Source organism: Paraburkholderia sp. DD10, from assembly GCF_049177125.1.
In the GTDB taxonomy this organism is placed as follows: domain Bacteria; phylum Pseudomonadota; class Gammaproteobacteria; order Burkholderiales; family Burkholderiaceae; genus Paraburkholderia; species Paraburkholderia terricola.
In genome coordinates, this window is sequence record NZ_CP185393.1 from 896,702 (window position 1) to 922,888 (window position 26,187).

The following is a 26,187-nucleotide window of genomic DNA, read 5'->3' on the forward strand; positions in this document are numbered from 1 at the left end:
TTAGCCCGCGCGCGTCATTCGTCGCGCCCCTCGTCGGGCCCCTCGTCGCGCCCCCGGCCAATGATCCGCGTGGGAAATGGCTCGCCGCGCGGGCGGGCGGCGTGGTCGTCGCCATCGTCGCGAGGACGCTTCGGCGCCACTCGGTCCAGCAACGCCTGTTGTTCCGCCGGAATCTGGTAGTCCCAGCCGAAGCGGCTCAGTTGCAGGCTCTGCGCGATGCGCAGCGCCGGTTCCATGAAGCGGACCGCCGCGGCCGGCTGGTAGCGCGACTCGACCGTATCCAGAAACAGATACAGCCAGCGGCTGAAGTGCTCGGGCTCGACGCCCTCGAGCGGCTGATGCGCCTGCTGCACGTTGCCGCGGTACTGCTTCGCGCCCAGCACGAGGCTCGCCCAGAACGTGCACATTTTCGGCAGATGGTCGTCCCAGCGGCCCGCCAGCGTCGCTTCGAACACCGGACCCAGCAGCGGATCGGCGCGCACGCGGTCGTAAAAGCCGTAGACGAGTTCGCGAATATTCGCGTCAGTGGGTTCGGCGGCGCGCTCGACAACCGGCGCGGCGGGGAAAGACGGGTTCATGCTGGTTTCCAGAAAATGCGGTGCTTCGTCGCGGCCCGCCATACGCGCCGTCGAATGGCGGAGAATCGCTCGCGGCGTAGTCAGACGAAACAAAGTAAATCGGCAATTTCCGCTTATCGGGCGAACGGCTTATGCGGAAAACGCTACCATTACTGCCGAACGACAAACTCCGCGCCGTCAGCGCAGAATAACAAACTATGCGTAGCGCCTGCATGTTATGACCAGGCGACGGCACCGGCAACCCTTGCATCCACGCGGTTATCCCCGGATCGCGGCTTGCGCTCACCGCGGCACCTGCACTTATGAGACTCACCGACTATACGGATTACTCCCTGCGCGTCCTGCTGTATCTCGCCGTCCGTCGCGAGGGACTATCGACGATTCAGGACATTTCGAATGCGTACGGAATCTCCAAGAACCATTTGATGAAGGTCGTGCAGCAACTCGGCGAGCTCGGCTGGGTCGAGACCGTGCGCGGACGCAACGGCGGCCTGCGGCTCGCCGAGCGCTCCATCGGGCTGAGCGTGGGCGAGGTCGTGCGCGCCACCGAAAGCGACTTCGCGCTGGTCGGCTGCCTGCCGGATCAGCACGGCGAGCGCCGCGACTGTGTCATTACAGCGCAGTGCCGGCTGCGAGGCGCGCTCGAAGCGGCGCGCAACGCCTTCCTCGCGGAACTCGACCGCCATACCATCGGCGACATGGCGCAGCCGCACGGCGCGCTCGCCGCGCTGCTCGGCCTGAGCAACATCATTCCGATCGTGCCCGCCGCGCCGACGGAAGAGAGCCCCACGCCGCTGACGTGAAGCCGGCGGGGCGATTTTCCGTCGCATCGAGCGTTAAATAGTTGCCGCTGAATGCAGAAACCCGCTTGAAACCTGCCTAAAACGCCTCATTTTGGTGGTAATCGAAATTGGAGGTCTCTTGATGAGAATCGACAAACTCACCACTAAATTCCAGGAAGCGCTGGCGGATGCGCAGAGCCTGGCCGTCGGCCACGACAATCAATACATCGAACCGGTTCACGTTCTGGCGGCGCTCGTCGCGCAGCAGGACGGTTCGGCGCGCTCGCTGCTCTCGCGTGCCGGCGTGCACGTACAGGCGCTGCAAACGGCGCTCGCCGATGCCATCACGCGGCTGCCGCAAGTGCAGGGCACCGACGGCAACGTGCAGATCGGCCGCGAACTCACCGGTTTGCTGAACCAGGCCGACAAGGAAGCGCAAAAGCTCAACGACACGTTCATCGCGAGCGAGATGTTCCTGCTCGCGATCGCCGACGACAAGGGCGAGGCCGGCCGCCTCGCGCGTCAGCACGGCTTGTCGCGCAAGTCGCTGGAAAGCGCGATCGCCGCGGTGCGCGGCGGCTCGCAAGTGCACAGCCAGGACGCCGAAAGCCAGCGTGAAGCGCTGAAGAAATACACCATCGACCTGACCGAGCGCGCGCGGGCCGGCAAGCTCGATCCGGTGATCGGCCGCGACGATGAAATTCGTCGCTCGATCCAGATCCTGCAGCGCCGCACCAAGAACAATCCGGTGCTGATCGGCGAGCCGGGCGTGGGCAAGACCGCGATCGTCGAAGGTCTCGCGCAGCGTATCGTCAACGGCGAAGTGCCCGAGACGCTCAAGGGCAAGCGCGTGCTGTCGCTCGATATGGCCGCGTTGCTGGCGGGCGCCAAGTATCGCGGCGAGTTCGAGGAGCGGCTGAAGGCCGTGCTGAACGACATCGCGAAAGACGAAGGGCAGACCATCGTCTTCATCGACGAAATCCACACGATGGTCGGCGCGGGCAAGGCCGAGGGCGCGATGGACGCGGGCAACATGCTCAAGCCGGCGCTCTCGCGCGGCGAACTGCATTGCGTGGGCGCCACCACGCTCGACGAGTATCGCAAGTACATCGAGAAGGACGCCGCGCTGGAGCGCCGCTTCCAGAAGGTGCTCGTCGACGAGCCGACGGTGGAAGCCACCATCGCGATCCTGCGCGGTTTGCAGGAGAAGTACGAGCTGCATCACGGCGTCGATATCACCGATCCGGCGATCGTCGCGGCGGCCGAACTGTCGCATCGTTACATCACGGACCGTTTCCTGCCCGACAAGGCGATCGATCTGATCGACGAAGCCGCGTCGAAGATCAAGATGGAAATCGACTCGAAGCCGGAAGAGATGGACCGGCTCGACCGTCGCTTGATCCAGTTGAAGATCGAACGCGAAGCCGTCAAGAAGGAAAAGGACGAAGCGTCGCAAAAGCGTCTGCAACTGATCGAGGAAGAAATCGAGCGGCTCGATCGCGAATATTCCGATCTCGAGGAAATCTGGACGGCGGAAAAGGCCGCGGTGCAGGGCAGCGCGCAACTGAAGGAAGAGATCGACCGCACGCGTGCGGAAATCACGCGCCTGCAACGTGAAGGCAAGCTGGAGAAGGTCGCTGAATTGCAGTACGGCAAGCTGCCGGGTCTCGAGGCGCAATTGAAGGAAGTGACCCAGGCCGAAGCGAAGGAGCAGAACAACCCGACCCGTCCGCGGTTGTTGCGCACGCAGGTCGGCGCGGAGGAAATCGCCGAAGTCGTGTCGCGCTCAACCGGCATTCCGGTGTCGCGCATGATGCAGGGTGAGCGCGAAAAGCTGCTGCAGATCGAGGAAAAACTGCACGACCGCGTGGTCGGTCAGGATGAGGCGATCAGCGCGGTGGCCGATGCGATCCGCCGCTCGCGCGCGGGTCTCGCGGACCCGAACCGGCCGTATGGTTCATTCCTGTTCCTCGGGCCGACCGGTGTGGGCAAGACCGAGCTGTGCAAGGCGCTGGCGGCGTTCCTGTTCGATTCGGAAGATCATCTGATCCGCATCGACATGAGCGAGTTCATGGAGAAGCACAGTGTCGCTCGCCTGATCGGCGCGCCGCCGGGCTACGTCGGCTACGAGGAGGGCGGTTATCTGACCGAAGCGGTGCGCCGCAAGCCGTACAGCGTGATCCTGCTCGACGAGATCGAGAAGGCGCATCCCGACGTGTTCAACGTGCTGCTGCAAGTGCTCGACGACGGCCGCATGACCGACGGCCAGGGCCGCACCGTGGACTTCAAGAACACGGTGATCGTGATGACCTCGAACCTCGGTTCGCAGGTGATCCAGTCGATGGTCGGCGAATCGCAGGAAGCGGTGAAGGACGCGGTCTGGGAAGAAGTGAAGCTGCACTTCCGGCCCGAGTTCCTGAACCGGATCGACGACGTCGTGGTGTTCCATGCGCTCGACCGCTCGAACATCCAGTCGATCGCGCGGATTCAACTGCAGCGTCTGCATGAACGGCTTGCCAAGCTCGACATGCAACTGGTGGTGTCGGACGCGGCGCTCGAACACGTCGGCAAGGTCGGCTACGATCCGCTGTTCGGTGCCCGGCCGTTGAAGCGCGCGATCCAGCAGGAGATCGAGAACCCGGTCGCGAAGCTGATTCTCGCCGGCAAGTTCGGTCCGAAGGACGTGATTCCGGTCGAACTGGAAAACGGCGAGCTGGTGTTCGAACGCGTCGTGCATTGAGCGACGCGAGTGCGCGGGGGAACGGCTGCGAAACGGCGGCAAATCGGCGCCGATTCGAGCCGTTTCCAGCCGGCGCGACATTAAAAAAAACGGCAACGAAGGTGACTTCGTTGCCGCTTTTTTATTTGCCACGCTCTTGCTGCTCAGACAGTGCGAGGCGTGAGGTGAACAGCAGGGTAAAAGCGCTTAGGCGGTGCCCTTGCCGAACAGCGCCGTCAGGCCGCCAAGCGCGCCGAGTACGGTGGTGGCGTTCAGCTTGCCCTCGGCCGGCACTTCGCCGTCAGGCGTGGCCGCATTGACGACGTGCGGCAGGATCTGTGAGAGCAGGCCGCTGACCTGATCGGGCTGCACGCCGGCTTTCGCCGCGAGGTTGGTGACGGTTTCAGAGCCGAGCACGCCTTGCAGCGCCTCGGCGGCGATCGGCTGGTTCTCGCCGTTGCTGACCCACGACGACACGATGTCGCCGAGGCCCTTCTCCCGGAATCGCTCGATCAGGCCGTTCAGGCCGCCCGGCTGGTTGTTGACGAATTCGAGTGCGGCTGCGACCAGCGCTTGCTGGCCGCCGCCTTCGGGCGATTTACCCATCAGGGAACCGATGGTGTCGAGTAGGCTCATGACGGTCTCTCTTGAATGCCGACGCGTGCTCGACGGGTCGGCGGGTGAAAACGCCGCGCGGTTGCGCGGCGCCGTTGGGGGCGTTACGCGCCGCCGGAGGCTGCCGCGGCCGATGCAGCCTTGCTCTTCCTCGCCTTCTTTTTGGAGGTCTTGGCGCCGGATGCGTCGTCCGGCGCGCTAGCCGCGGCTGCCGGCGCGGACGCGGCCGCGGCTTCGGACGCCGCGGCCTTGCTCTTCTTCTTCGACTTCGACGGTTTCGCGCCGGATGCCTCGGCAGGCGTAGCCGGCGCGGTGCTCGCGGCCGTGGCCGGCGCGGCGGTAGTGGCTGCCGGCGCCGCCTTGGTGCTCGCGGCGCCGCTCGACTTCGTGGCTGGCTTCGCGCCGGTAGGCGGCGCGGAGGAGCCGTTGATGGTCAGACCGGCCCCTTCGAGATTGACCACCGATTTGCTGCCGATGCCCTTGACGCGCGCGGCGAGATCGTCGGCGTCCTTGAACGGACCGTTTTTGGAGCGTTCCTCGATGATCGCCTTCGCATGCGCCGGGCCGATACCCTTGACCGATTCGAGCGCCGCCTGGTCGGCGGAATTTACCTCGACGGCCGCCGCGAATCCGGCCGATAGCGACAACGCCAACGCAACGCAAAGCATCAAAAGCTTCTTCAGCATGGCAAGCACTCCATTGAGGGCAGAAAAGTCAACCGGGGAACGGGCGGCGCATGCTGTTAGCGGGCGCCGCGCTTAAGCATAGGACAAATGCGCGCCCTTATTTGCGAACGCCGACGAGTTATACCGATCGATTCGTGACAAGTAAATCAGTGCGGACAATCTTTAAACCTTTTGCCTATCGATTAGGCTCTTGTGAGCTTATCGATCAAATACATCGAAAAGAAAATATGCCGGCGCCGACAAATGACAGCGTCGCGCGCTTGACTTAAAGTGCACTCGAAGTCCTAACCTGAGTACCGTCATGTCAAAAGCACTCACCATCGGGCAGGTCGCACAGACCATCGGCGTCTCCACCCATACGCTGCGCTACTACGAACAGGCCGGCCTGATACGGGCGGTTGGGCGAACGCGGGCGGGGCATCGCCTGTATTCGCCGGCCGACCTCGACTGGCTGAAGTTCGTGATGCGTCTGAAAGCGACCGGCATGCCGATCGCCGGGATGCAGGCCTTCGCGGCGTTGCGCGCGGAAGGCCAGCCTACGATGGACGCCCGCCGCCAGATGCTGGCGGCGCACCGGGACGCGGTTTTGGCGCGGATCGACGAGTTGCAGAGCAACCTCGGCGCGATCGTCGACAAGATCGCCTACTACGAGGCCGCGATCGATGCCGCCGCGCAGGCGTCCACCGGGTGCGATCCGACACGACAGACCGACGCAACTCAATCGCCTTCACATTCGGAAAAGGACTCGCCATGGAACACGCAGAAAACGACCGCTACACCCGAGGCTGGAACAAACTCAAGGAAATCGACGGCTCGGCCGGCGAACAGGTGATCGCCGCGCTCGCGCCGATCGCGCCGGATTTCGGACGTCTGCTGCTGGAGTTCGGCTTCGGCGACATCTACAGCCGGCCGCAACTCGATCTGCGCGCGCGGGAAATTGCAACGATCGCGTCGCTGGCCACGCTCGGCTGTGCGCAACCGCAGTTGAAGGTGCATATCGAGGCGGCGCTGAACGTCGGCTGCACGCGCGAGGAGATCGTCGAGGTGTTCATGCAGATGGCGCTGTATGCGGGTTTTCCGGCGGCGCTCAATGCGCTGTTCGCGGCGCGCGAGATTTTCGAGCGTCACGATCGGGCGAACGGGGCGGAATTGCCGGAAGGAACGCGAGTGGCGGAGGAGGCGCGCGCCGCTTGAGATTGCCGCGTGGGCGGGCGCGTGGCCGAGGCAGCGCGCCGCTTTGGATTGCCGGATGAGCGGGCGGCTGCTTCATGTAGCCGCTTCAGATAGCCGCTTCAGGTAGCCGCTTCATGTAGCCGCTTCATGTAGCCGCTTCAGACCGCCGCTTTTTATCGCCGGCTCACCGCTCGCCAGTACATCAGCAGGCCGATGCCCGCAATCGCCAGGCTCGCCGTATTCGCCACCCAGAAACCGCGCGCGCCGGTCAGCCATGACGGCGTGAAGCCGCCCACGTTGAAGCCGAGCAGATAGCCGCCGCCGAGTCCCACGCCCCACAACGCGAGCGCATAGATGACGGTCGGCACGACCGCCACCTGATAGGCGCGCAGCACGAACGCGGTGGTGATCTGCAAGGCGTCGAACAGGTGATAGCCCACGACGATCAACACCAGCGGCAACGCCGCCGCCGCGACCTGCTTATTCGTCGTATAGCCTTCGATGATGTACGGCCGCAACACCAGCACGATCGCGCCGTAACAACTGGCGATCGCGACGGCCATGATGATGCCGTGCCGCGACAGCGTGCGCGCCGCTTCCGGGCGATGCGCGCCAAGCGCCTGGGCGACCAGCGTCGACGAAGCAATGCCGATCGCGAGCGGCGTCATGTACAGCACCGCGCCGATGTTGCCGGCGATCTGATGGCCCGCGAGCGTCGTCGTGCCGAAACGCGCGATGAAGAGCGCCATGAAGGTGTACGAGGTGACTTCGATCAGATACGACAGGCCCATCGGAATGCCGAGACGCAACTGCGCCGCCTGGCGCCGCCACACCGGCCAGCAGAAGCGCTCGAAGATCCCGAATGGCGTGAACACGTCGACGCGCGTCAACACCAGCATGCCGACGGCGGCAAGTCCCCAGTTGATCGCGGTGCTGGCGAGCGCGCAGCCGGGACCGCCCATCGCCGGCACGCCGAGCCCGCCGAAGATGAACCACGTATTGAGCGGAACCTTGAGCAGCAGCGCGCCGATTTGCAGGATCATCACGAGCCGCGGCTTGCCGACGCTATTGGTCAGCGAACTGTAGACGCGAAACGCAAGGCTCGCCGGCAAGCCGAACGACAGGATCCGCAGGTACGCGATCGTGCGCTCGTGCAGCGCTTCGGGCACCCGCGCGAGACGCAGCATCGGCCCCGGAAAATAGAGAATCAGAAAACCGAGCACGGTCAACGCAAGCGCGAGCCACAGCGCCTGGCGCACTTCCTCGCCGATTTCCGCGTAGCGGCGCGCGCCGTACAACTGCGCGGCAATCGGCTGGAGCGCGGTCAGAATGCCGGTCAAGCCGATATAGACGGAAATGTAGATCGACGAGCCGAGGCCGAGCGCGGCCAGATCGACGGCCGAATAACGGCCGACCATCGCCGTGTCGATCACGCCGAACGCGATGATCGCCAGTTGGCCGATCAGCACGGGCCATGCGAGCTCGGCGATTTTCCGTACGTCGGCGAACATGCTCAGCCGGGATTCTTGCGCCAGCCGCGGCGTTTGACGACCGGCGGTTTCGGGCGGTCGATACGCACGTAAAGGCGAAAGCGTTCGTCGCGGTCGGCCACGCGGCGGCCTTGCCACACCAGCTTCCAGACGAAGTTCGACATCGCGCTCGGCTCGCCGAAGTCCTGCGTGTCCTGGCGCAGGATCACGTCACAGTCCTGGTCGAACGAGAAGTGCATGTCGCCGAAGTAGGCGAAGGTCGCAATCTGCGCATTGCCCAGACGCACCGGCGAGATGCAGGTGTAGTCCTCGGGCAGATGGCTCGCGATCTGCTGGGCGACATCCTTATAGGTCCGGCTGTAGTTGACGACCGGCAGCCACAGCGTCATCAGCAGGACCCACATCAGCGTCGTGCCGGCGCTCGAGAGCACCACGCTGCGCCACAAGACTTTCGGATGACGTGCGAGGCGCCATTGCACCAGCACGAACCAGCAGACCGTCACGGCGACGGCGCACACGAACGACAGGATCTTGAACTGCGGCGCGAAACCCGGCGCGAGGCGCGCGAGGTTGCGCGCGAGCGGATACGGAAAGCCGGTCAGCCCGGCGATGTACACCAGCCACACGAAGCTGCCGAGGATCGTGAAGCTCAGAAGCGCGAACCAGTCGATCGCGTTGATCGCGCCGCGTTTGAGCGTGGGCAATGCGAAGGTGGCGAGAACCGCCAGCGCCGGCAGCAGCAGCATGTAGAGCCGGTTCGACTGATGGCTTTGCAGCACGACCAGCACCAGCAGCGGTCCGATGACCGAGAGCGGAATGGCCACGTGCGGCGCGCGCCGCAGGCCGGACCAGCTGAACCATGCCCACAGCGCCAGCGGCCAGGCGGGCCACGTGAAGAGCGGCAGGTTCTTCAGCGCGTACGCGGTCACCGAGCCGGGCGGCCCGGCGAACGCGTTCAGGCTGACGTGCAACCATTGATGCAGATACCAGACGGCGTCCTCGGGAAACGCGGCGAGCGCGGCGATCGGCCACGCGATCGACAAGGCGAGCGCCACCGGCAAGCCGGCCAGCAGCAGCCAGCGCGAGCGCGCCTCGCGCACGATTAAGGTCATCGAGAGCGTGCCGAGCAGCAGCGCGCCGACCAGCACCGGGCTGCTCGCCAACGTGACGAGACCGAGCGCGAGGCCCCAGATCAGCGCGCCTTGAATCGGCTTGTCGATCATGCGCACCAGTCCGTACACGAGCATCGCGATGCCGACGAACTGCGCCAGTTGCGGCGTGGTTTCGTGGCCACGTTCGGCGAGGCCGAAGCAGGCGAGCAGGATCAGCAGCGCGCCGTCGGCGAGCGTGCGGCCGTAGTCGCGCGGTTCCGGCTCGCCGCCGAACGCATATTTGAACGGCTGCACCTCGGCGCGCCGACCGAGCAGATAGGCGGCATACCAGACGAACGCGCAGCCCGCGCAAAACAGCAGACCCGTGAACACACGCGACGCGTTGCTCGCGTCGACCCACGGCGCGAGCGCGCGGATCGCGCTGGCGCCGAGCCAGTAACCGAGCGGACCGTCTTCCGTCAGGTACTTGCCGACCAGATTCGGCAGCAGCCAGTCGTGGACACCGCCGTTGGCCATCGTCCACATGACGCCGAAGCCGGCTGCGTCCTCGTTCTTCCACGGATCGCGGCCGAACAGACCGAACGACGCATAGACGATACAAATGGTGAGCAGCAGCCAGCGCGGCAACGCACTGGTCGCGGAGGCAGTGAGGCGAACGACAGGTCTCATGCGGTGTGTGGGTAACGGGTAAGCGGTGCAGCCGGGACCGGACGGAATGTCCGGCTGGAATGGCCAATTTGGAGCATCCGGCATTGTAGTCGTGCCGTGCGATGCGCGTCACGGCCGGTAACGGCTCGCAACGTGGGTGGGTAAGCTGTAACAACACCGGCACGGAAGAGCCGGGACGTGACGAACATGCACCCTGGGTAGAGCAACAGCTCCGGCGACAAAAAAGGGCAGCTCGCGCTGCCCTTTTTTGCTGCTGCGTGGCCGGCAAACAGCCGGCGACGAGGCGGTATTACTTTGCTGCTGCCTTGCCGGTAGCGCGCGTGCCGAACTTCTTGTTGAACTTCTCGACGCGGCCTGCCGTGTCCATGATCTTTTGCTGGCCGGTGTAGAACGGATGCGATTCCGACGACACTTCGATCTTGGCGAGCGGGTAGGTCTTGCCGTTGAACTCGGCGGTTTCACGCGTCTGGATGGTGGAGCGCGTCACAAACTTGAAGTCGTTCGACATGTCGATGAACAGGACTTCGCGGTAATCGGGGTGAATGCCTTCTTTCATGGTCTTTCCTTTGATCTGGCGGTAGCCAACCCGCGTGCAGCCGCTATGAGCGCGGACCGCATCTAGGCGCGAGCCACTTGCCTATGGTCGAAAAACGGCGATTATGCCAGAAAATCAGTCGCTTGACGACTTTCCCGCAGCTTTTCGCCGGCAGTGAGAAGCGCTCAAGCGGGACCGAACGTCACGCCGACGCGCGCCGGGTCCTGCCGGTAATAGCGCGCGAGCAGCCGGTAGAGCTCCGGATATTCCGCCTCGAAGGCCTGCGGCTTCACGAACAGCGCCTCGCTGCAAACGGCGAAGAATTCCGATGGATGATCCGCCGCATACGGATCGATCAGGCAATCGCGCTCGAAACGCGCCCATCGGCGCTCCGGCACCGCGTCGACTTTGGCGCAGAACTGGTCGTAAGCATGGTCGAACACGTCCGCCCATGCCTCCGAATCGAGCGGCGCGTGCCAACGGCGCATGAGCGGCGGGTGGCCGTCCGCCTCGCCGGTCAGCATGTCGATCTTGTGCGCGAATTCGTGGATCACGACGTTATAGGCCTCCGCGCCGTCCGTCATCTGCGCGTCTTCCCACGACAGCACCACCGGTCCGCCTTCCCATGCTTCCCCGCTGGCGTCCTGTTCGACTTCGTGCACCACGCCGTCTTCGTCCTCGACGGTCTTGCGGATCACGAACTCGCCTGGATAGACGATCACGCCGACCCAGCCGCGGTACAGATCGAGGCTCAGGTTCAGCACCGGCAAACAGGCTTGCGCGGCGATCGAGACGGTCATCGCGTCGGTGAGTTCGAGCTCGTGCGCGGTCGAAAACTCCTTTTGCGCGATGAAGAGGCTCGTGAGCTCACGCAGACGCGCGAGGTCGGGCGCCTCCAGGTGTGCGAGAAACGGCAAGCCGTCGAGCGTGGCTTGCCACAGCGCGTCGTCGATCGCGTAGTCGCGCAGCGCGCGGTGGCGGCGGCGCGCGCCCAGCCATTGAGTGAGTTTCGAAAGCATGGCCTGATGAACCTTTAGTCGATCTGTCTTTGCCATGCGGCAAAGAGGCCGCCGCATATCGCCACGCCGATCAGGAAGTAGAAGCCGTCCAGCGAGGCCAGGAAGCTGGCCTGCCGCGCGACGCTCCGGCTGATCTCAACCAATGCAAGCGAGTGCGCCTCGGACGCCGGGCGGCCGGCGGCGGCGAAACTTCTCGTCAACGCGGCAAGCGAATTCTGGAACACCGGATTGTACGGATTCACGAACTCCGCGAGGCGAGCTTGATGCAGCGCCTGCCGATGCTGTTCGACGATGATCGCCGAGGCCGTCGCGAACGAGATCGTCAACTGGCGGACGATGTTTTTCAACCGGTAGCCGTGCGTGAATTCTTCGATAGCGAAGATTCTAAACGTCAGATTGGCGACCGGCAGCACGATGAACAGCAACAGCAGGCCGCGTAGCAGGAGCGGTGCGAACAGCGCCGACTCGCCGACGGCCGGCGACATGCGCGTCATCCATGCCGCGGTCAGCGCGGCTACCGCGAACCCCGACACGATGATCCACTTTTTGTGCGGCAACAGCTTCGCATAACGCAGATAGACGAACAGCGCGCTCGCGGAAATCAGCGAGGTCACGCCGACGAGTTGACCGGTGTTGTCGACGGGATAGCCGAGTCCGCCCTCGAGGAAGCGCGAGATCAGATAGCCCAGCACCGTCGAGATGTAGTAATAGAACATGTACAGCACGAGTCCGGCCTGGAACACCTTTTCGCGCAGCGCGTGCAGTCGCACGAGCGGCGAGGGGTGGTGCCACTGGTGATACGCGAACCAGCCGAGTGCGACCAGGCCCGCGACCGTCAGCAGGATCAGTTCGGGCGACGCGCTGAACAACTGGAAGCGCACTTGCTGCATCACGATCTGCAGCGCGCCCTGCGCGAATGCGAATACGATGTACGGCCAGAAATGCGCTGAACCGCGTTCGTCCGGCAGGCGGTTGCCGGAGTCGGGCAGCGCGAGCAAAGCCAGCACGGCGAACAGCAGGCCCACCGGCGCGGTGCATGCAAAGAGCGCGCGCCAGCCGAAATGCGCGATCAACTGGCCGCCGATCAGCGGCGCGAGCGCGCTGCTCAGGACGATCAATATAAGAAACGCGCGGGTAGCCGCGGGCCGCTGCCGCGGCGTGAAGCTCATCTGAATGAGGATGCGGCACGTGCCCATCATCGGGCCGATGAAGTAGCCCTGAACACCGCGCACCAATGCGAGTTCGATCGACGATTCGCACAGCGTCGCGGCGAGTGCTCCGGCGGCATAGAGCAGCATGCAACCGGCCACGTAGCGACGATAGCCGAAGCGCTCGACCCACCATTGCTGCTGGAGGATGCCGAGCACGGCCGCGATCGCATAGGCGCTCGACGCCCACACGAGCTCGTCGGGCGAGGCGTTGATGCCGCCCGCGATATAGCTCGTGAAAAACGAAAAGATCGCATTGTCGAAGTAGTCGAGGCCGGTGACGACGGCCAGCACCCAAGGAAAGAAATCGCCGCGCAGCTTGTCGACGCTGAACAGCGGCGCGCGGGGCGATGCCGAACTCACGATTGTCCGCCGGACTTGCGCGCGCGCTTGGGCTTCGCAAGCAGCGCATCCGAGGATTTGGCGCGGGCGCTGCGGCGTTGTTCGAGGAGCGCGTCCGCATTTTCGCCGGCGAGGCGCCGTTCCAGATAGTCGAGGTCAGGGCTCAGTTCGGCGCGCAGCTTCTGCGCTTCCTTGAGGTCGCGGCGCATGGTTTCGATGCGCGCGTCGAGCGCCGCGACCTGCTGTGCGATGGCGTCGCGAATCTGCTGGAGTGATTCGGTCGAAAAACGGTGGCCGCCCTCGACGGGTTCGAGCGGGCGCTTCAGCATTTCAGTGATGCCGTGCAGCGAGAAGCCGAGGGAGCGCAGACGCAGAATGCGGCCGAAGCGCTTCAGGTCTTCGTCGTCGTACAGCCGGTAGCGGCCCCCGCTGCGGGTGGGCGAGACGAGGCCGCGTTCCTCGTAGTACTTCAGCGTGCGCGGCGTGACGCCGAGGCGTTCGGCGGCTTCGCGCACGGTGAGCAGGGCGGATGAATCCTTCGGCATACGCTTGAATGAACGTAACGGGGTGCTCGTATTGTACTGCAACGTGTACGTTCACGTGCAGGTTGCCGGGCTGCACGTCCTTTTGAGCGCGGACGAAAAAAAAGCCGCTCGTTTTTCGACGAGCGGCTTTCTGAAGGAGGCGGCATGTCTGCCGCGACTGTTGCTGCGCGAGGCTTTAGCTGCCGCCGCCGCGCCGCATCATGTCGAAGAATTCGGAGTTGCTCTTGGTCTGGCGAATCTTGTCGAGCAGGAATTCCATCGACTCGACTTCGTCCATGTCGTGAATGAACTTGCGCAGCACCCAGATCTTTTGCAGAACCTCGGGCTTGATCAGCAGTTCCTCGCGGCGCGTGCCGGACTTGTTCAGGTTGATCGACGGGTAGACGCGCTTTTCAGCAAGACGGCGCTCGAGGTGCACTTCCATGTTGCCGGTGCCCTTGAACTCTTCGTAGATCACGTCGTCCATGCGGCTGCCGGTTTCGATCAGCGCGGTGCCGATGATGGTGAGCGAGCCGCCTTCCTCGATATTGCGCGCGGCGCCGAAGAAGCGCTTCGGACGCTGCAGCGCATTCGCGTCGACACCGCCTGTCAGCACCTTGCCCGAGGCCGGCACGACCGTGTTGTATGCACGCGCGAGACGCGTGATCGAGTCGAGCAGAATCACCACGTCGTTCTTCATTTCGACGAGGCGCTTGGCTTTTTCGATCACCATTTCGGCGACCTGCACGTGACGCGCGGCGGGCTCGTCGAACGTGGAGGCGATCACTTCGCCGGCCACCGAACGCTGCATTTCCGTCACTTCTTCGGGGCGTTCGTCGATCAAAAGCACGAACAGCACGACGTCAGGATGATTCTGTTTGATCGCATGCGCGATGTGCTGCAGCATCACGGTCTTGCCGGACTTCGGCGAAGCTACCAGCAGGCCGCGTTGGCCCTTGCCGATCGGCGCGATCATGTCGATGATGCGGCCCGTGACGTTTTCCTCGCCACGCATTTCACGTTCGAGCAGCAGCACCTTGTTCGGATGCAGCGGCGTGAGGTTCTCGAACATGATCTTGTGCTTCGAGGCTTCCGGCGGCTGGCCGTTGACCTTGTCCACCTTCACCAGCGCGAAATAGCGCTCGCCGTCTTTCGGCGTGCGCACTTCACCTTCGATCGTGTCGCCCGTATGCAGGTTGAAGCGGCGGATTTGCGACGGGCTGATATAGATATCGTCCGTGCTGGCGAGATACGAGGTTTCCGGTGAACGCAGGAAGCCGAAGCCGTCCGGCAGCACTTCGAGCGTGCCGTCGCCGAAGATCGTGTCGCCCGTTTTGGCTCGTTTTTTTAGAATGGCAAACATCAATTCCTGTTTGCGCAGGCGGTTCGCACTTTCGATCTCGAGGCCATTGGCCATCTCGATCAATTCGGACACGTGCAGAGTCTTAAGCTCGGATAAATGCATACGGAGAACCCGCAGGAGAAGGTGCGACGAAATGAAATCTGGGAGGAGAGTGAGCGGAACCGCTCAAGGACTTACACGTCTTCACGACGTTTTGCGGATTCTAGCATAGCACACGCCAACTGCCGTCAGCGCGACGACATGGCATCTTTCTCGTTGAGCGTGTTGTCGGTAGACAACACGCTCAATACCGGCGCGGGGCGGTCTGGAGAGACTTGCCGCGTGCCGATGCGCGCCGCTTTACAGGTTGCCGTCGAGGAACGCGGTGAGCTGCGACTTCGACAATGCGCCGACCTTCTGCGCGGCGACTGCGCCATTCTTAAAGAGGATCAGCGTGGGAATGCCGCGCACGCCGAACTTGACCGGCGTCGATTGATGTTCGTCGACGTTGATCTTGGCGATTTGCAGGCGATCGGCGTAATCCTTCGCGACTTCGTCGAGGATCGGCGCGATCATCTTGCACGGACCGCACCATTCAGCCCAGAAATCGAGCAGCACGGGTTTATCGGATTTCACGACGTCCTGTTCGAACGATGCGTCGCTAATATGCTTGATTTGTTCGCTCATTGTATGAATACCTCTATCGGTTCGAGGCCCGCCTGAATTGCTCGCCACGATACGTCAAAACCCAAGGAAACTTCTGTTCGCTTTGCCGCAATCGGAGCCTTGCCGACACAGCCCGGAAAACGCGAAGACCCGGTTCCCGAATGTGCGGAAGGCGCGCGGTTGCGGGTCATCCGAATAGCAGTTTAGCTTAATTCGCTATGCGTTGCCGGGGGCGATAGTACTCGTCAGGGGCAGTGGGGCCGACGACGGCTGCCGATGAAGTGCCACCCTCTTTCACTAGCCACGACATCCCCCATCTGGTGACGCTTGCGGCAAACATCAAGTGGCGTCGACGCCCGTCGTGGGCAGAGCGATACGTGATGCAAAGCTCGCGATTCGACGTGCCAATGCGGCTTTGGCCGTATTAACAGTCGCGCGACGATCCAAGCGGTGATAGAATGTTTCGTGACGGGCCTCCTCGCATGGAGGGATGGTCAACCTGGTCAGGTCGGGAACGAAGCAGCCACAGCCGTTTTCCACCAGTGCCGAGGGTCGGGCTCGTCACCTTCCTTTTTCTGTCTTCCTCTGCCTTACCCCCAACTCCGGTTTTGTCCCAGCGTTTCCGCTGTGCGAATTGCATGCCGTCATGCCGTGGTAGCGTCGTCCGCGCACTTCATCTATTTTTTTCTATCGGTCCGTTAGCCACTTTCAATGCGGCGGCAACGTGCGTTCGCATGCCGTCTGATTCGGTTTTGCACGGCATCGTTACTGATACAATTTCCAGATGACCTATCAAGTTCTCGCACGCAAATGGCGGCCGAAGGATTTCGCTTCGCTCGTCGGACAGGAGCACGTGGTGCGCGCGCTCACGCACGCGCTCGACGGTGGCCGTTTGCACCATGCCTATCTGTTTACCGGTACGCGCGGCGTCGGCAAAACCACGCTGTCGCGCATCTTCGCCAAGGCGCTGAATTGCGAAACCGGCGTGACCTCCACACCGTGCGGCGTGTGCCGCGCGTGCCGCGAGATCGACGAAGGGCGCTTTGTCGATTACGTGGAAATGGACGCGGCGAGCAATCGCGGCGTCGACGAAATGGCGGCGTTGCTGGAGCGCGCGGTGTACGCGCCGGTCGATGCGCGCTTCAAGGTCTACATGATCGACGAAGTGCACATGCTGACCAACCACGCGTTCAACGCGATGCTGAAGACGCTGGAAGAACCGCCGTCGCACGTCAAGTTCATTCTCGCCACAACCGATCCGCAGAAGATTCCCGTTACCGTGCTGTCGCGCTGCTTGCAGTTCAATCTGAAGCAGATGCCGGCCGGCCATATCGTCTCGCATCTCGAGCGCATTCTCGGCGAAGAGAAGGTGCCGTACGACGCCCAGGCGCTGCGCCTGCTCGCGCGCGCGGCCGACGGCTCCATGCGCGACGCGCTCTCGCTGACCGATCAGGCGATTGCCTACTCGGCCAATCAGGTCAATGAAGAAGCCGTGCGCGGCATGCTCGGCGCGCTCGATCAAAGCTATCTGATACGCCTGCTCGACGCGCTGGCGGACGGCGACGGCGCCGCGGTATTGTCGGTGGCCGACGAGATGGCGCTGCGCAGCCTGTCGTTTTCGACGGCGCTGCAGGATCTGGCGAGCCTGCTGCACCGTATCGCGTGGGCGCAGTTCGCGCCGGCGTCGGTGCTGGACGAATGGCCTGAAGCAGGCGATTTGCGCCGTTTCGCCGAAGCGTTGAGCGCGGAGCGGGTGCAATTGTTCTATCAGATCGCGACGATCGGCCGAAGCGAACTGGGGCTCGCGCCCGACGAATACGCCGGCTTCACGATGACGCTGCTGCGCATGCTGGCGTTCGAGCCGGCGCCTACGGGCGGCGGTGGCGGCGTGGGCGGTGCCGCGCGTCAGGCGGGTCAGGCGGGCGCGGGCGGCGCGCAGCGCGCCGGCACGCCGGCAGTGGCCGCGCAGCGCGGCGCGGCAGGTTTGCCGGCAACGGCTGCCGCAGCGGTCGCGCAGCCGGACGCGCGGGAAACGGCCAGCGCTGGCGCGGCGGTCCGTGACTCGCAGGTTTCGGGTGCGATGACGGAGAAGGGCGCCGTCTCTGGCGTGTCCACTAAAAGTGCGGCGCCTGCCGAGGAAACCACCGGTGCCGTTCAGGCGCAAGCTGCGGTGGGCGGCGCGCGACCCGTGCATGCGAATTCCGCCGAAGGCACTGTAACGGCGCCAGAACCGAAAAATATTGCCGAAGCGACTGACGTCGATGAGTCGGCGCCGGTTTGTGATCCAGTGAACTCAGCGCCAGCGCCTATAGCGGACGGCGCGAATGCCGAGTCAGCGGCAGCGGCGGCCGACGTAACACCCGCGGCGTCGGCACCGATGGCAACCGGCGCCAGTTCGGCGGCAGTTGCGCCGTTGCCCGAGGGGATACCCACCGCATCGACACCGACGGCAAATGACGCCAGTTCGGTGGCAAACGTTGTGCCGGTGCCCGAGGTGACGCCAACGGCATCGACCCCCATGCCAACCGATGCGCCGGTGTCCGAAATCGCGCCTGCTGCGCCCGCACCCATGGCAACCGGCGCCAGAGCGGCGCCAGCGGCTGACGCGACACCCGCGGCCCAGGCATCCACGCCCACTCAGCCCACCGCAGCGCGAGCGTTGGCTCCGTGGGAAGACGCGCCTGCCGAGCCGGCAGTCAACCAACCGCCTCGAGCAGCCGGCCCCGATGACCCGACGCCTGCGTCCGCGCTCACCGCACCGGCCGCAGCCGCCGCCGGAGGCACGGAGCAAGTCGCGGCGGTAGCGGCGTCGCGAGAACGGGAACCACAAACCGCAGCCGATGCGCCACCGCGCCGCGCGGGCGGTGCGAGCGCCGCACTCGATGTCTTGCGCAGCGCGGGTCTGAAAGTATCGTCGGACCGTGGCCGCGCCACCCCCGCAGCGTCCGCGAAGCCCACCGCTTCAGCCGCGCCCAAACCCGCCGCGCCGCGCGTGGTCGTTCCCGTGCCGACGCCCGGCGCCGCGCGTCGCGCGCCGCAAGATGCCGCGCCGGCTGCACGCGCGCCGTCGTCAGCGGTGCCGGCCCAGCGCAACGGCACCGGACAGAACGGCGTCGAGCGGAACGGCTCGCCGATGCCGCCGTGGGACGACATGCCTCCCGACGATTACCTGCCGCTCACGGCAGCGGACGAAGGCTATTACGGATTGCCTGACGACGATTACATGCCGGTATTCGACAGCGGCCCCGACGACGTCCGCGTGAACGCCGCACCCGCACCGGCGCCGGAGGTCGATGAACGTCCGCTGCCGCCCGCCGTGCCGCTCGATCCGCTGGGCTTCAAGGGCGACTGGCCGGCGCTCGCCGTCGACCTGCCGCTCAAGGGCATTTCGTATCAGCTCGCGTTCAATAGCGAACTGATGGCGCTCGAAGGCAACACGCTCAAACTCAACGTGCCGGTGCCGCAGTACGCGGAAGCCTCGCAGGTCGCTAAACTGAAAGCGGCGCTCGCCGAAAAGCTCGGCCACAATGTCGACGTGCTGGTCGAGGTCGGCGCGGCGCGCCGCACAGCGGCCGCGCACGACGCCGCCATGCGCGCGCAGCGTCAGCGGGAAGCGGAGCGCGAGATCGGCGCCGATCCGTTCGTGCAGTCGCTGATCCGCGAGTTCGGCGCGAGCATCGTGCCCGGCTCGATCCGTCCGATCACGCCGGACGCGGGTCAGAACGGCGCGCCGCCGGCCCACTGATTCGCCTCGCCCAATAACACTGAAGCGCCCGAGCGCGCCCGATTCACCGAATTTCACGCTATCACGAAGGAGCACGTCCATGATGAAAGGCCAACTCGCCGGGCTGATGAAACAAGCCCAGCAGATGCAGGAAAACATGAAGAAGATGCAGGAGCAACTCGCGCAGATCGAAGTCGAGGGGCAGTCGGGCGCCGGTCTCGTGAAGGTGACGATGACCTGCAAGAACGACGTGCGCCGCGTGTCGATCGACCCGAGCCTGCTCGCCGACGACAAGGACATGCTGGAAGACCTCGTCGCCGCTGCATTCAACGACGCCGTGCGCAAGGCCGAAGCCACTGCTCAGGAAAAAATGGGCGGCATGACCTCGGGCCTGCCGCTGCCTCCGGGCTTCAAGCTGCCGTTCTGAACCCGCGGCGCTCGACGCGGCGCGCGTGGCTGCGGTCATGCCGCGCCGCTGCGTAAGCTGAACGCGAGCCGCGCGCGCTTGCCATGCGCGCCGGCGCGCTCGGGGCGATCCCGCGCGCCTGTCCGGCACGCAGTCAGGAATCTCGACGCAGCGGACGCAGAAACGAAAGCAGTAGAAGCAACCCAGGCAGCTTAGGCAACGCAAGCAAACCAGACCCTCACCGAGTCAACCGCATACCGCGTAACACCCACTTCGACGCCGATTCCGCATGAAACAACCTTCCGCCTTGTCGGCGCTCGTCGAAGCGCTGCGCGCGCTGCCCGGTGTCGGGCCGAAGTCCGCGCAACGCATGGCGTACCACCTGATGCAGCACGACCGCGAGGGCGCCGAAAAGCTCGGCCGCTCGCTGCTGTTCGCGACCGAGCATCTGCAGCACTGCGAGAAGTGCAACACGTTCACCGAGGCGCAAATCTGCGAGGTCTGCCTTGATGCCGCACGCGATCCCACACTGCTGTGCGTCGTCGAAACACCCGCCGACCAGATCATGCTCGAACAGACGATGACCTATCGCGGTCTCTATTTCGTGCTGATGGGACGCTTGAGCCCGCTCGACGGCATCGGCCCGAAGGAGATCCATTTCGACCGGCTGGTCAAACGCGCGTCCGACGGCGTGGTCAAGGAAGTCGTGCTCGCGACCAATTTCACGAACGAAGGCGAAGCCACCGCGCACTACCTCGGGCAGACGCTCAAGGCGCGCGGTCTTGCCGTCACGCGCCTCGCGCGCGGCGTGCCGGTGGGCGGTGAACTCGAATATGTGGACGCCGGCACGATCGCCCGCGCGATGCTCGACCGTCGTTCGATGTAGCACGAGGCTTCCGCCGCCGCACGCAGCTTCAGCGAGGCGAGGCATCGCCGCCTGATGCGCTCCACCACTGCACACCTCGAAGACAGAAGAAAGGAGACACATGAGCGTCACCCCTGAATCAGACACGAGCGCCGCGCATGAAGGTCAACCCGATCAAGCCACCCGACCCGGCCCGCTTGCCGGCGTCAAGGTGCTGGAACTCGGCACGCTGATCGCCGGCCCGTTCGCCGCGCGCTTTCTCGGCGAATTTGGCGCGGACGTCATCAAGATCGAGGATCCCAAAGGCGGCGATCCGCTGCGCAAGTGGCGCAAGCTCTATCCCGAGGTGGGCGGTACGTCGCTGTGGTGGGCGGTGCAGGCGCGCAACAAGAAATCCGTCACGATCAATCTGAAGGCCGAAGAGGGCAAGGAGATCGTGCGGCGCCTCGCGAAAGAAGCGGATATCGTTGTCGAGAATTTCCGGCCGGGCTTGCTGGAGAAACTCGGGCTCGGTTACGACGTGCTATCCGCGGAAAATCCCGGCCTCGTGATGGTGCGTCTATCCGGCTACGGCCAGACCGGGCCGTATCGCGACCGGCCCGGCTTCGGCGCGATCGCCGAATCGATGGGCGGCTTGCGTCACATTACCGGCTATCCGGATTTGCCGCCGCCGCGCATCGGCATTTCGATCGGCGATTCGATCGCCGCGCTGCACGGCGTGATCGGCGCGCTAATGGCGCTGCATCACAAGCAGGTGAACGGCGGCAAGGGGCAAGTGGTCGACGTCGCGTTGTACGAGGCCGTCTTCAACATGATGGAAAGCGTGGTGCCCGAGTACGGCGTGTACGGCATGGTGCGCGAGCGCACCGGCGCATCGTTGCCCGGTATCGTGCCGTCGAATACGTATCCGTGCCGCGACGGCAGCATCGTGATCGGCGGCAACAGCGATCCGATCTTCAAGCGGCTGATGGTGGCGATCGAGCGCGACGATCTCGCGAATGATCCGGCGCTCGCGCACAACGACGGCCGCGTGCCGCGCACCCAGGAGATCGACGGCGCGATTGCCGCATGGCTCGCGACGCGCACCATCGACGAAGCGCTCGCGGTGCTGAATGCGGCCGACGTGCCGGCCGGCCGCATCTACAGTGTCGCGGACATGTTCACCGATCCGCAGTACATGGCGCGCCAGATGATCCAGCGCTTCAAATGGCAGGACGGCCAGGACATCACGCTGCCGTCGGTCACGCCGAAGCTCTCGGAAACCCCCGGCGAAACGCGCTGGCTCGGTCCCGAACTGGGTGAACATACCGATGAAGTCCTACAGTCGCTAGGTTATGATGCTGACCACATTGCAAGCTTGCACGCGCAACAGATCGTTTGAATGAGCGCGTGCCCGGCAAGGCCCGCCGCGCGTGACCAGCGACGGCGTGCGCAACTTGCCGCACGCGGTGACGCGAACCCGAACGCGGGCATGGCGCCCACGAACGCCGCGGCAAGAAGAGAAAAAAGCTGAACAACGAAAGCTGGAGACTACTCGACATGCAACGCAGAACCTTCCTCGCCGGAACCGCCGCGCTCGCTGGCGCCACGCTCGCCACCACCGCGCCGCTCGCTTTCGCGCAGGGCAAACCTGAAACCACCAAGGTGGCGATCGCCGTCGGCGGCAAGAACCTGTTCTATTACTTGCCGCTCACCATTGCGGAGCGCCGCAACTACTTCAAGGAAGCAGGGCTCGACGTCGAAATCTCCGATTTCGCCGGCGGGTCACAAGCGTTGAAGGCAGCGGTCGGCGGCAGCGCGGACGTGGTGTCCGGCGCGTTCGAGCACACCTTGCTGCTGCAGGCGCAAAAGCAGTCGTTCCGCGAATTCGTGCTGCAAGGGCGCGCGCCGCAGATCGTGCTCGCGGTGTCGAAGAAGACGATGCCGAACTACAAATCGATCGCTGATCTGAAGGGCAAGAAAATCGGCGTGACCGCGCCGGGTTCGTCGACTTCGATCATGGCGAGCTTCGTGCTCGGTAAGGCGGGGCTCACCGCGAAAGACGTCGCGTTCATTGGCGTCGGTGCGGGCGCCGGCGCGATCGCCGCGTTGCAGTCCGGCCAGATCGACGCACTCGCCAATCTCGATCCGGTGATGACCAAGCTCGAGCGCACCGGCGAGATTCGCGTCGTGTCGGACACGCGCACGCTCGCCGACACGCGCAGCGTATTCGGCGGCGACATGCCGGCAGGGTGCCTGTACGCGTCGCAAAGCTTCATCACGAAGAACCCGAACACCACGCAGGCGCTCACCAATGCGATGGTGCGCGCGCTCAAATGGCTGCAAACGGCAACCGGCACCGAGTTGATCAACACGGTGCCGGAAGGCTACCTGCTCGGCGACCGCGCGGTGTATCTGGACGCGTGGCAGCACGTGAAGGAAGCCATGTCGCCGGACGGGCTGATGCCCACGGACGGCCCGGCGACCGCGCTGAAAACCTTGCAGGCGTTCGACCCGAACGTGCAAGGCAAGCCCATCGATCTGTCGAGAACCTGGACCAACGACTTCGTCAAGAAGGCGTTGGCCACCGTCAAGGCATAAACCAGGGGCAGGGAGGGACGAGCGCGACACGCGCCGCGTTCGTCCCGAGCAAGCGGCCCCTGACTGTCGACGTCACAAACCGAAACCGATCCTCGAAGCGAGCCGAACGATGACCGTTGCCGCCCTGGCGCTCGAAAACATCACCTGCACGTTCGCCGCGCGCGACAACCGCGCGCAGCGCTATACGGCCGTGAAGGACACCACGCTGCGCATCGCGCCGGGCGAGTTCGTCTCCGTGGTGGGCCCGACCGGCTGCGGCAAGTCCACGCTGCTGAACGTCGGCGCGGGCTTGCTGGGGCCGTCGTCGGGCACGGTCAGCGTGTTCGGCGAGCCGCTCAAGGGCATCAACCGGCGCGCCGGCTACATGTTCCAGGCGGACGCGCTGATGCCGTGGCGCTCCGCTATCGACAACGTCATGGCGGGCCTCGCGTTCCAGGGCGTGCCGCCGGCCGAAGCGCGCGGCAAGGCGGACGAGTGGCTCAAGCGCGTCGGCCTCGGCGGTTTCGGCGACCGCTATCCGCATCAACTGTCGGGCGGCATGCGCAAGCGCGTGGCGATGGCGCAGACGCTGATTCTCGATCCCGACATCATCCTGATGGACGAGCCGTTTTCGGCGCTCGATATCCAGACGCGCCAGCTAATGGAAAACGAGCTGCTCGATCTGTGGGCGGCCAAACGCAAAGCCGTGCTGTTCATCACGCACGATCTCGACGAGGCAATCTCGATGTCGGACCGCGTGGTGGTGCTCTCGGCCGGGCCGGGCACGCATCCGATCGGCGAATTCACGATCGATCTGCCGCGTCCGCGCGACGTTGCCGAGATTCGCGCGCATCCGCGCTTCGTCGAATTGCACGCGCAGATCTGGAGCGTGCTGCGCGATGAGGTCCTCAAGGGTTACCAGCAGCAACTGACCGCGGTTTAACCGCGCGTTCAGCGCTTCGCGCCGTTGCGTTCGGTCGTCGCGTTCGGCATTTGCGCTTATCGCTAATCAATCGTCCAAGGCAAATCGAGACATGTGGAAGACGTTGCGCCCGAACCGGGCGAATCTGGTGATCTGGCAATGGCTGCTGCTCGTGCTGTGCTTCGCGCTCTGGTACGTGCTGACCAGCCCGACGCTGCTGCCGGCGTTCTATTTCGACGACCCGAACAAGGCCGCGTTCTTCTTCGGCGAGCCGCAAAAGGTGTTGCAGCGGATCTGGGAATGGTTCACGGGGGGTGAGATCTATCTGCATCTGTGGATCACGCTCGTCGAGACGGTGCTCGCGTTCGCGCTCGGCACCGCGTTCGGGCTCGGCGTCGGCTTGTGGCTCGCGCTCTCGCCGCTCGCGAGCGCGCTGTTCGATCCGTACATCAAAGCCGCCAATTCGATGCCGCGCGTGATTCTCGCGCCGATCTTCGGGGTGTGGTTCGGCCTCGGCATCTGGTCGAAGGTGGCGCTCGGCGTCACGCTGGTGTTCTTCATCGTGTTCTTCAACGTCTATCAAGGCGTGAAGGAAGTGAGCCCGGTCGTGCTCGCCAACGCGCGCATGCTCGGCGCGAACCGCAAGCAGTTGCTGCGCTTCGTCTATCTGCCGAGCGCGATGAGCTGGGTGTTTTCCAGCTTGCACACCTCGGTGGGACTGGCGTTCGTCGGTTCGGTGGTGGGCGAGTATCTCGGCTCGGCGCGCGGCGTCGGCTACCTGATTCTGCAGGCCGAAGGCACCTTCGATATCAATACCGTGTTCGCGGGGATTCTCGTGTTGACCGCGTTCGCGCTGATTCTCGATGCGCTTGTCGGCATCGGCGAGCGGCGCCTGATGAAGTGGCAACCGAAGACGGGCGATACGGAGAAGTTGTAAGCGTTCGAGGGCGGGGCGCTGACAGGCGCGCCGGCCTCGACGAGCATCGCATTCAACCAGCGCGCGGCTGAACAAGTGCAAGCCACAAAAAACGGCGCGCGGTTCGCGAGCCGCACGCCGTTTTCCTTTGCCGCCTGGACGGCCGCCGAACGAAACACCGCTCAACCACCCGACACCTACGGCGTAATCACCACCTTGCCGATCACGCGACGCTCGGCCATATCGCGCAATGCACGGCCGGTATCCTCGAGCGAATAGCGCGCCGACACGTACGGCTTGAGCTTGCCCTCGCGGATCCAGCCGGTCATCTGCTCGAACGCGGCGTGATTGCGCTGCGGCTCGCGCCTCGCGAAGTCGCCCCAGAATACGCCGACCACGCTCGCGCCCTTGAGCAGCGTCAGGTTGAGCGGCAGCTTCGGAATCTCGCCGTTCGCAAAGCCGACCACGAGATAACGCCCGCGCCAGCCGATGCTGCGAAATGCCGGCTCCGCATAGACACCGCCGACCGGGTCGTAGATCACGTCCGGGCCTTTGCCGTCGGTGAGCGCCTTGATGCACTCGCGCAGGTCCTCGGTGCCGTAATTGATGGCGGCGTCCGCGCCATGCTTCACGCAGACGGCGAGTTTCTCGTCGCTCGACGCCGCCGCGATCACGCGCGCGCCGAGCGCCTTGCCGATCTCGACCGCCGCCAGCCCGACGCCACCGGCCGCGCCCAGCACCAGCATCGTTTCACCCGCCTGCAACGCGCCACGATCGACCACCGCGTGATGCGACGTGCCGTAGGCCAGCGTGAACGCGGCGGCCAGTTCCAGATCGACATCGTCCGCGAGCGGCACGCACGCGTCGACCGGCGCCAGCGCCTGCTCGGCGAAGCCGCCCGAACCGGTGAACGCCACCACGCGCGAGCCCGGCTTGAACCGCGTGACATCGGCGCCGACCGCCCGCACGATTCCCGCGACTTCCGAGCCGGGCGTAAAGGGCAGAGGTGGTTTGAACTGGTATTTGTTTTCGATGATCAGCACATCGGGAAAATTGACGGCCGCGGCTTTGACGTCGATCACGACGTGGCCGGGCGGCGGCTGGAGGTCCGGCAGATCTTCGACCACCAGGCTTTCCGGTGGCCCGTATTGCTTACAGCGAATCGCGCGCATCGTGTCTCCGTATCGATCAGCGTCCCGCACGGGGACTTGCTTCGGGGCGTTGCAATCCTATCGAGTGTAAAACAATCCGCACGACCGTACGGTTGTGGCGCCGCGCACGCGCTCGCAACGCGATCCGAGCCGGCTCAAACCTGGTTTAAACCCGACCCGAGAC

At 64.4% G+C, this 26,187-nt stretch carries 23 protein-coding genes and 1 other RNA gene; 12 read left to right on the forward strand and 12 right to left on the reverse strand.

Annotation, left to right across the window (positions count from 1 at the left end; translation table 11 throughout):
• Positions 1-14 precede the first annotated feature (14 nt).
• Complete coding sequence (locus ACOCG7_RS19515; protein WP_073426941.1) at positions 15-578, reverse strand: group III truncated hemoglobin; 564 nt, start codon at positions 576-578, stop codon at positions 15-17.
• 302 nt (positions 579-880) lie between these two features.
• On the opposite strand from ACOCG7_RS19515, the gene ACOCG7_RS19520 reads away from it, so the two are divergent.
• Complete coding sequence (locus ACOCG7_RS19520) at positions 881-1,381, forward strand: Rrf2 family transcriptional regulator (protein WP_073426801.1); 501 nt, start codon at positions 881-883, stop codon at positions 1,379-1,381.
• Positions 1,382-1,502: 121 nt separating this feature from the next.
• Positions 1,503-4,100 carry an ATP-dependent chaperone ClpB gene (clpB, locus tag ACOCG7_RS19525; protein WP_073426800.1) on the forward strand — a complete coding sequence of 866 codons (2,598 nt, stop codon included), beginning with the start codon at positions 1,503-1,505 and terminating at the stop codon, positions 4,098-4,100.
• 186 nt (positions 4,101-4,286) lie between these two features.
• Here clpB and ACOCG7_RS19530 read toward each other — a convergent pair whose 3' ends face one another.
• Positions 4,287-4,877, reverse strand: a complete 591-nt coding sequence (locus tag ACOCG7_RS19530) for a YidB family protein (RefSeq protein WP_374709855.1) — start codon at positions 4,875-4,877, stop codon at positions 4,287-4,289.
• Positions 4,799-5,380 (reverse strand): ComEA family DNA-binding protein, encoded by a 582-nt coding sequence (locus ACOCG7_RS19535; RefSeq protein WP_244744203.1) that lies wholly within the window; start codon positions 5,378-5,380, stop codon positions 4,799-4,801. Before ACOCG7_RS19535 ends, ACOCG7_RS19530 begins: the two co-directional genes overlap by 79 nt.
• Positions 5,381-5,681: 301 nt before the next feature.
• Between ACOCG7_RS19535 and ACOCG7_RS19540 the strand changes: the two genes are divergently transcribed.
• Positions 5,682-6,212: a MerR family transcriptional regulator gene (locus ACOCG7_RS19540; RefSeq protein WP_073426797.1), complete on the forward strand. Its 531-nt coding sequence runs from the start codon at positions 5,682-5,684 to the stop codon at positions 6,210-6,212.
• On the forward strand, positions 6,131-6,574 hold the full coding sequence (locus ACOCG7_RS19545) for a carboxymuconolactone decarboxylase family protein (protein ID WP_073426796.1): 444 nt from the start codon (positions 6,131-6,133) through the stop codon (positions 6,572-6,574). The genes ACOCG7_RS19540 and ACOCG7_RS19545 overlap by 82 nt, the downstream gene beginning before the upstream one ends.
• A gap of 152 nt (positions 6,575-6,726) precedes the next feature.
• On the opposite strand, the gene ACOCG7_RS19550 is transcribed toward ACOCG7_RS19545, so the two are convergent.
• From ACOCG7_RS19550 to trxA, 8 genes are all read right to left on the reverse strand, one after another.
• A complete protein-coding gene (locus tag ACOCG7_RS19550) occupies positions 6,727-8,064 on the reverse strand; it encodes an MATE family efflux transporter (protein ID WP_073426795.1) in 1,338 nt (445 codons plus the stop codon).
• Between the two features lie 2 nt (positions 8,065-8,066).
• Positions 8,067-9,824, reverse strand: a complete 1,758-nt coding sequence (locus ACOCG7_RS19555; RefSeq protein ID WP_073426794.1) for an ArnT family glycosyltransferase — start codon at positions 9,822-9,824, stop codon at positions 8,067-8,069.
• Positions 9,825-10,113: 289 nt separating this feature from the next.
• Positions 10,114-10,380 (reverse strand): type B 50S ribosomal protein L31, encoded by a 267-nt coding sequence (locus tag ACOCG7_RS19560; protein ID WP_073426793.1) that lies wholly within the window; start codon positions 10,378-10,380, stop codon positions 10,114-10,116.
• A gap of 164 nt (positions 10,381-10,544) precedes the next feature.
• A complete protein-coding gene (locus tag ACOCG7_RS19565) occupies positions 10,545-11,378 on the reverse strand; it encodes a M90 family metallopeptidase (protein WP_073426792.1) in 834 nt (277 codons plus the stop codon).
• 14 nt (positions 11,379-11,392) lie between these two features.
• Positions 11,393-12,949, reverse strand: coding sequence for an MFS transporter (locus ACOCG7_RS19570; RefSeq protein WP_073426791.1), 1,557 nt, complete (start codon positions 12,947-12,949; stop codon positions 11,393-11,395).
• Positions 12,946-13,473, reverse strand: coding sequence for a MerR family transcriptional regulator (locus tag ACOCG7_RS19575; protein WP_073426790.1), 528 nt, complete (start codon positions 13,471-13,473; stop codon positions 12,946-12,948). The genes ACOCG7_RS19570 and ACOCG7_RS19575 overlap by 4 nt, the downstream gene beginning before the upstream one ends.
• Positions 13,474-13,648: 175 nt before the next feature.
• Positions 13,649-14,917 carry a transcription termination factor Rho gene (rho, locus tag ACOCG7_RS19580; protein ID WP_006048863.1) on the reverse strand — a complete coding sequence of 423 codons (1,269 nt, stop codon included), beginning with the start codon at positions 14,915-14,917 and terminating at the stop codon, positions 13,649-13,651.
• Positions 14,918-15,154: 237 nt separating this feature from the next.
• Positions 15,155-15,481, reverse strand: coding sequence for a thioredoxin TrxA (gene trxA, locus ACOCG7_RS19585; RefSeq protein ID WP_006048864.1), 327 nt, complete (start codon positions 15,479-15,481; stop codon positions 15,155-15,157).
• Positions 15,482-15,927: 446 nt separating this feature from the next.
• On the opposite strand from trxA, the gene ffs reads away from it, so the two are divergent.
• The 8 genes from ffs to ACOCG7_RS19625 all read left to right on the forward strand — a co-directional run bounded on the left by ffs (position 15,928) and on the right by ACOCG7_RS19625 (position 24,873).
• Positions 15,928-16,026: signal recognition particle sRNA small type (gene ffs / locus ACOCG7_RS19590), an RNA gene on the forward strand.
• A 218-nt stretch (positions 16,027-16,244) separates the two neighbouring features.
• Entirely contained in the window at positions 16,245-19,205 is a 2,961-nt protein-coding gene (gene dnaX / locus ACOCG7_RS19595) for a DNA polymerase III subunit gamma/tau (RefSeq protein ID WP_073426789.1), read from the forward strand.
• A gap of 79 nt (positions 19,206-19,284) precedes the next feature.
• Positions 19,285-19,611 (forward strand): YbaB/EbfC family nucleoid-associated protein, encoded by a 327-nt coding sequence (locus ACOCG7_RS19600; RefSeq protein ID WP_006048866.1) that lies wholly within the window; start codon positions 19,285-19,287, stop codon positions 19,609-19,611.
• Positions 19,612-19,879: 268 nt separating this feature from the next.
• The gene (recR, locus tag ACOCG7_RS19605; RefSeq protein WP_073426788.1) at positions 19,880-20,476 is read left to right on the forward strand and encodes a recombination mediator RecR; all 597 of its coding nucleotides are present in this window, start codon (positions 19,880-19,882) and stop codon (positions 20,474-20,476) included.
• Positions 20,477-20,576: 100 nt separating this feature from the next.
• A complete protein-coding gene (locus ACOCG7_RS19610) occupies positions 20,577-21,836 on the forward strand; it encodes a CaiB/BaiF CoA transferase family protein (RefSeq protein ID WP_073426787.1) in 1,260 nt (419 codons plus the stop codon).
• A 158-nt stretch (positions 21,837-21,994) separates the two neighbouring features.
• Positions 21,995-23,035 (forward strand): ABC transporter substrate-binding protein, encoded by a 1,041-nt coding sequence (locus ACOCG7_RS19615; protein WP_073426786.1) that lies wholly within the window; start codon positions 21,995-21,997, stop codon positions 23,033-23,035.
• A 109-nt stretch (positions 23,036-23,144) separates the two neighbouring features.
• Positions 23,145-23,957, forward strand: a complete 813-nt coding sequence (locus ACOCG7_RS19620) for an ABC transporter ATP-binding protein (RefSeq protein WP_073426785.1) — start codon at positions 23,145-23,147, stop codon at positions 23,955-23,957.
• A gap of 91 nt (positions 23,958-24,048) precedes the next feature.
• The gene (locus tag ACOCG7_RS19625; RefSeq protein ID WP_073426784.1) at positions 24,049-24,873 is read left to right on the forward strand and encodes an ABC transporter permease; all 825 of its coding nucleotides are present in this window, start codon (positions 24,049-24,051) and stop codon (positions 24,871-24,873) included.
• Between the two features lie 176 nt (positions 24,874-25,049).
• Here the strand turns inward: ACOCG7_RS19625 and ACOCG7_RS19630 are convergent, their stop codons facing one another.
• Positions 25,050-26,024, reverse strand: coding sequence for an NADPH:quinone oxidoreductase family protein (locus ACOCG7_RS19630; protein ID WP_073426783.1), 975 nt, complete (start codon positions 26,022-26,024; stop codon positions 25,050-25,052).
• Between the last annotated feature and the right edge of the window lie 163 nt (positions 26,025-26,187).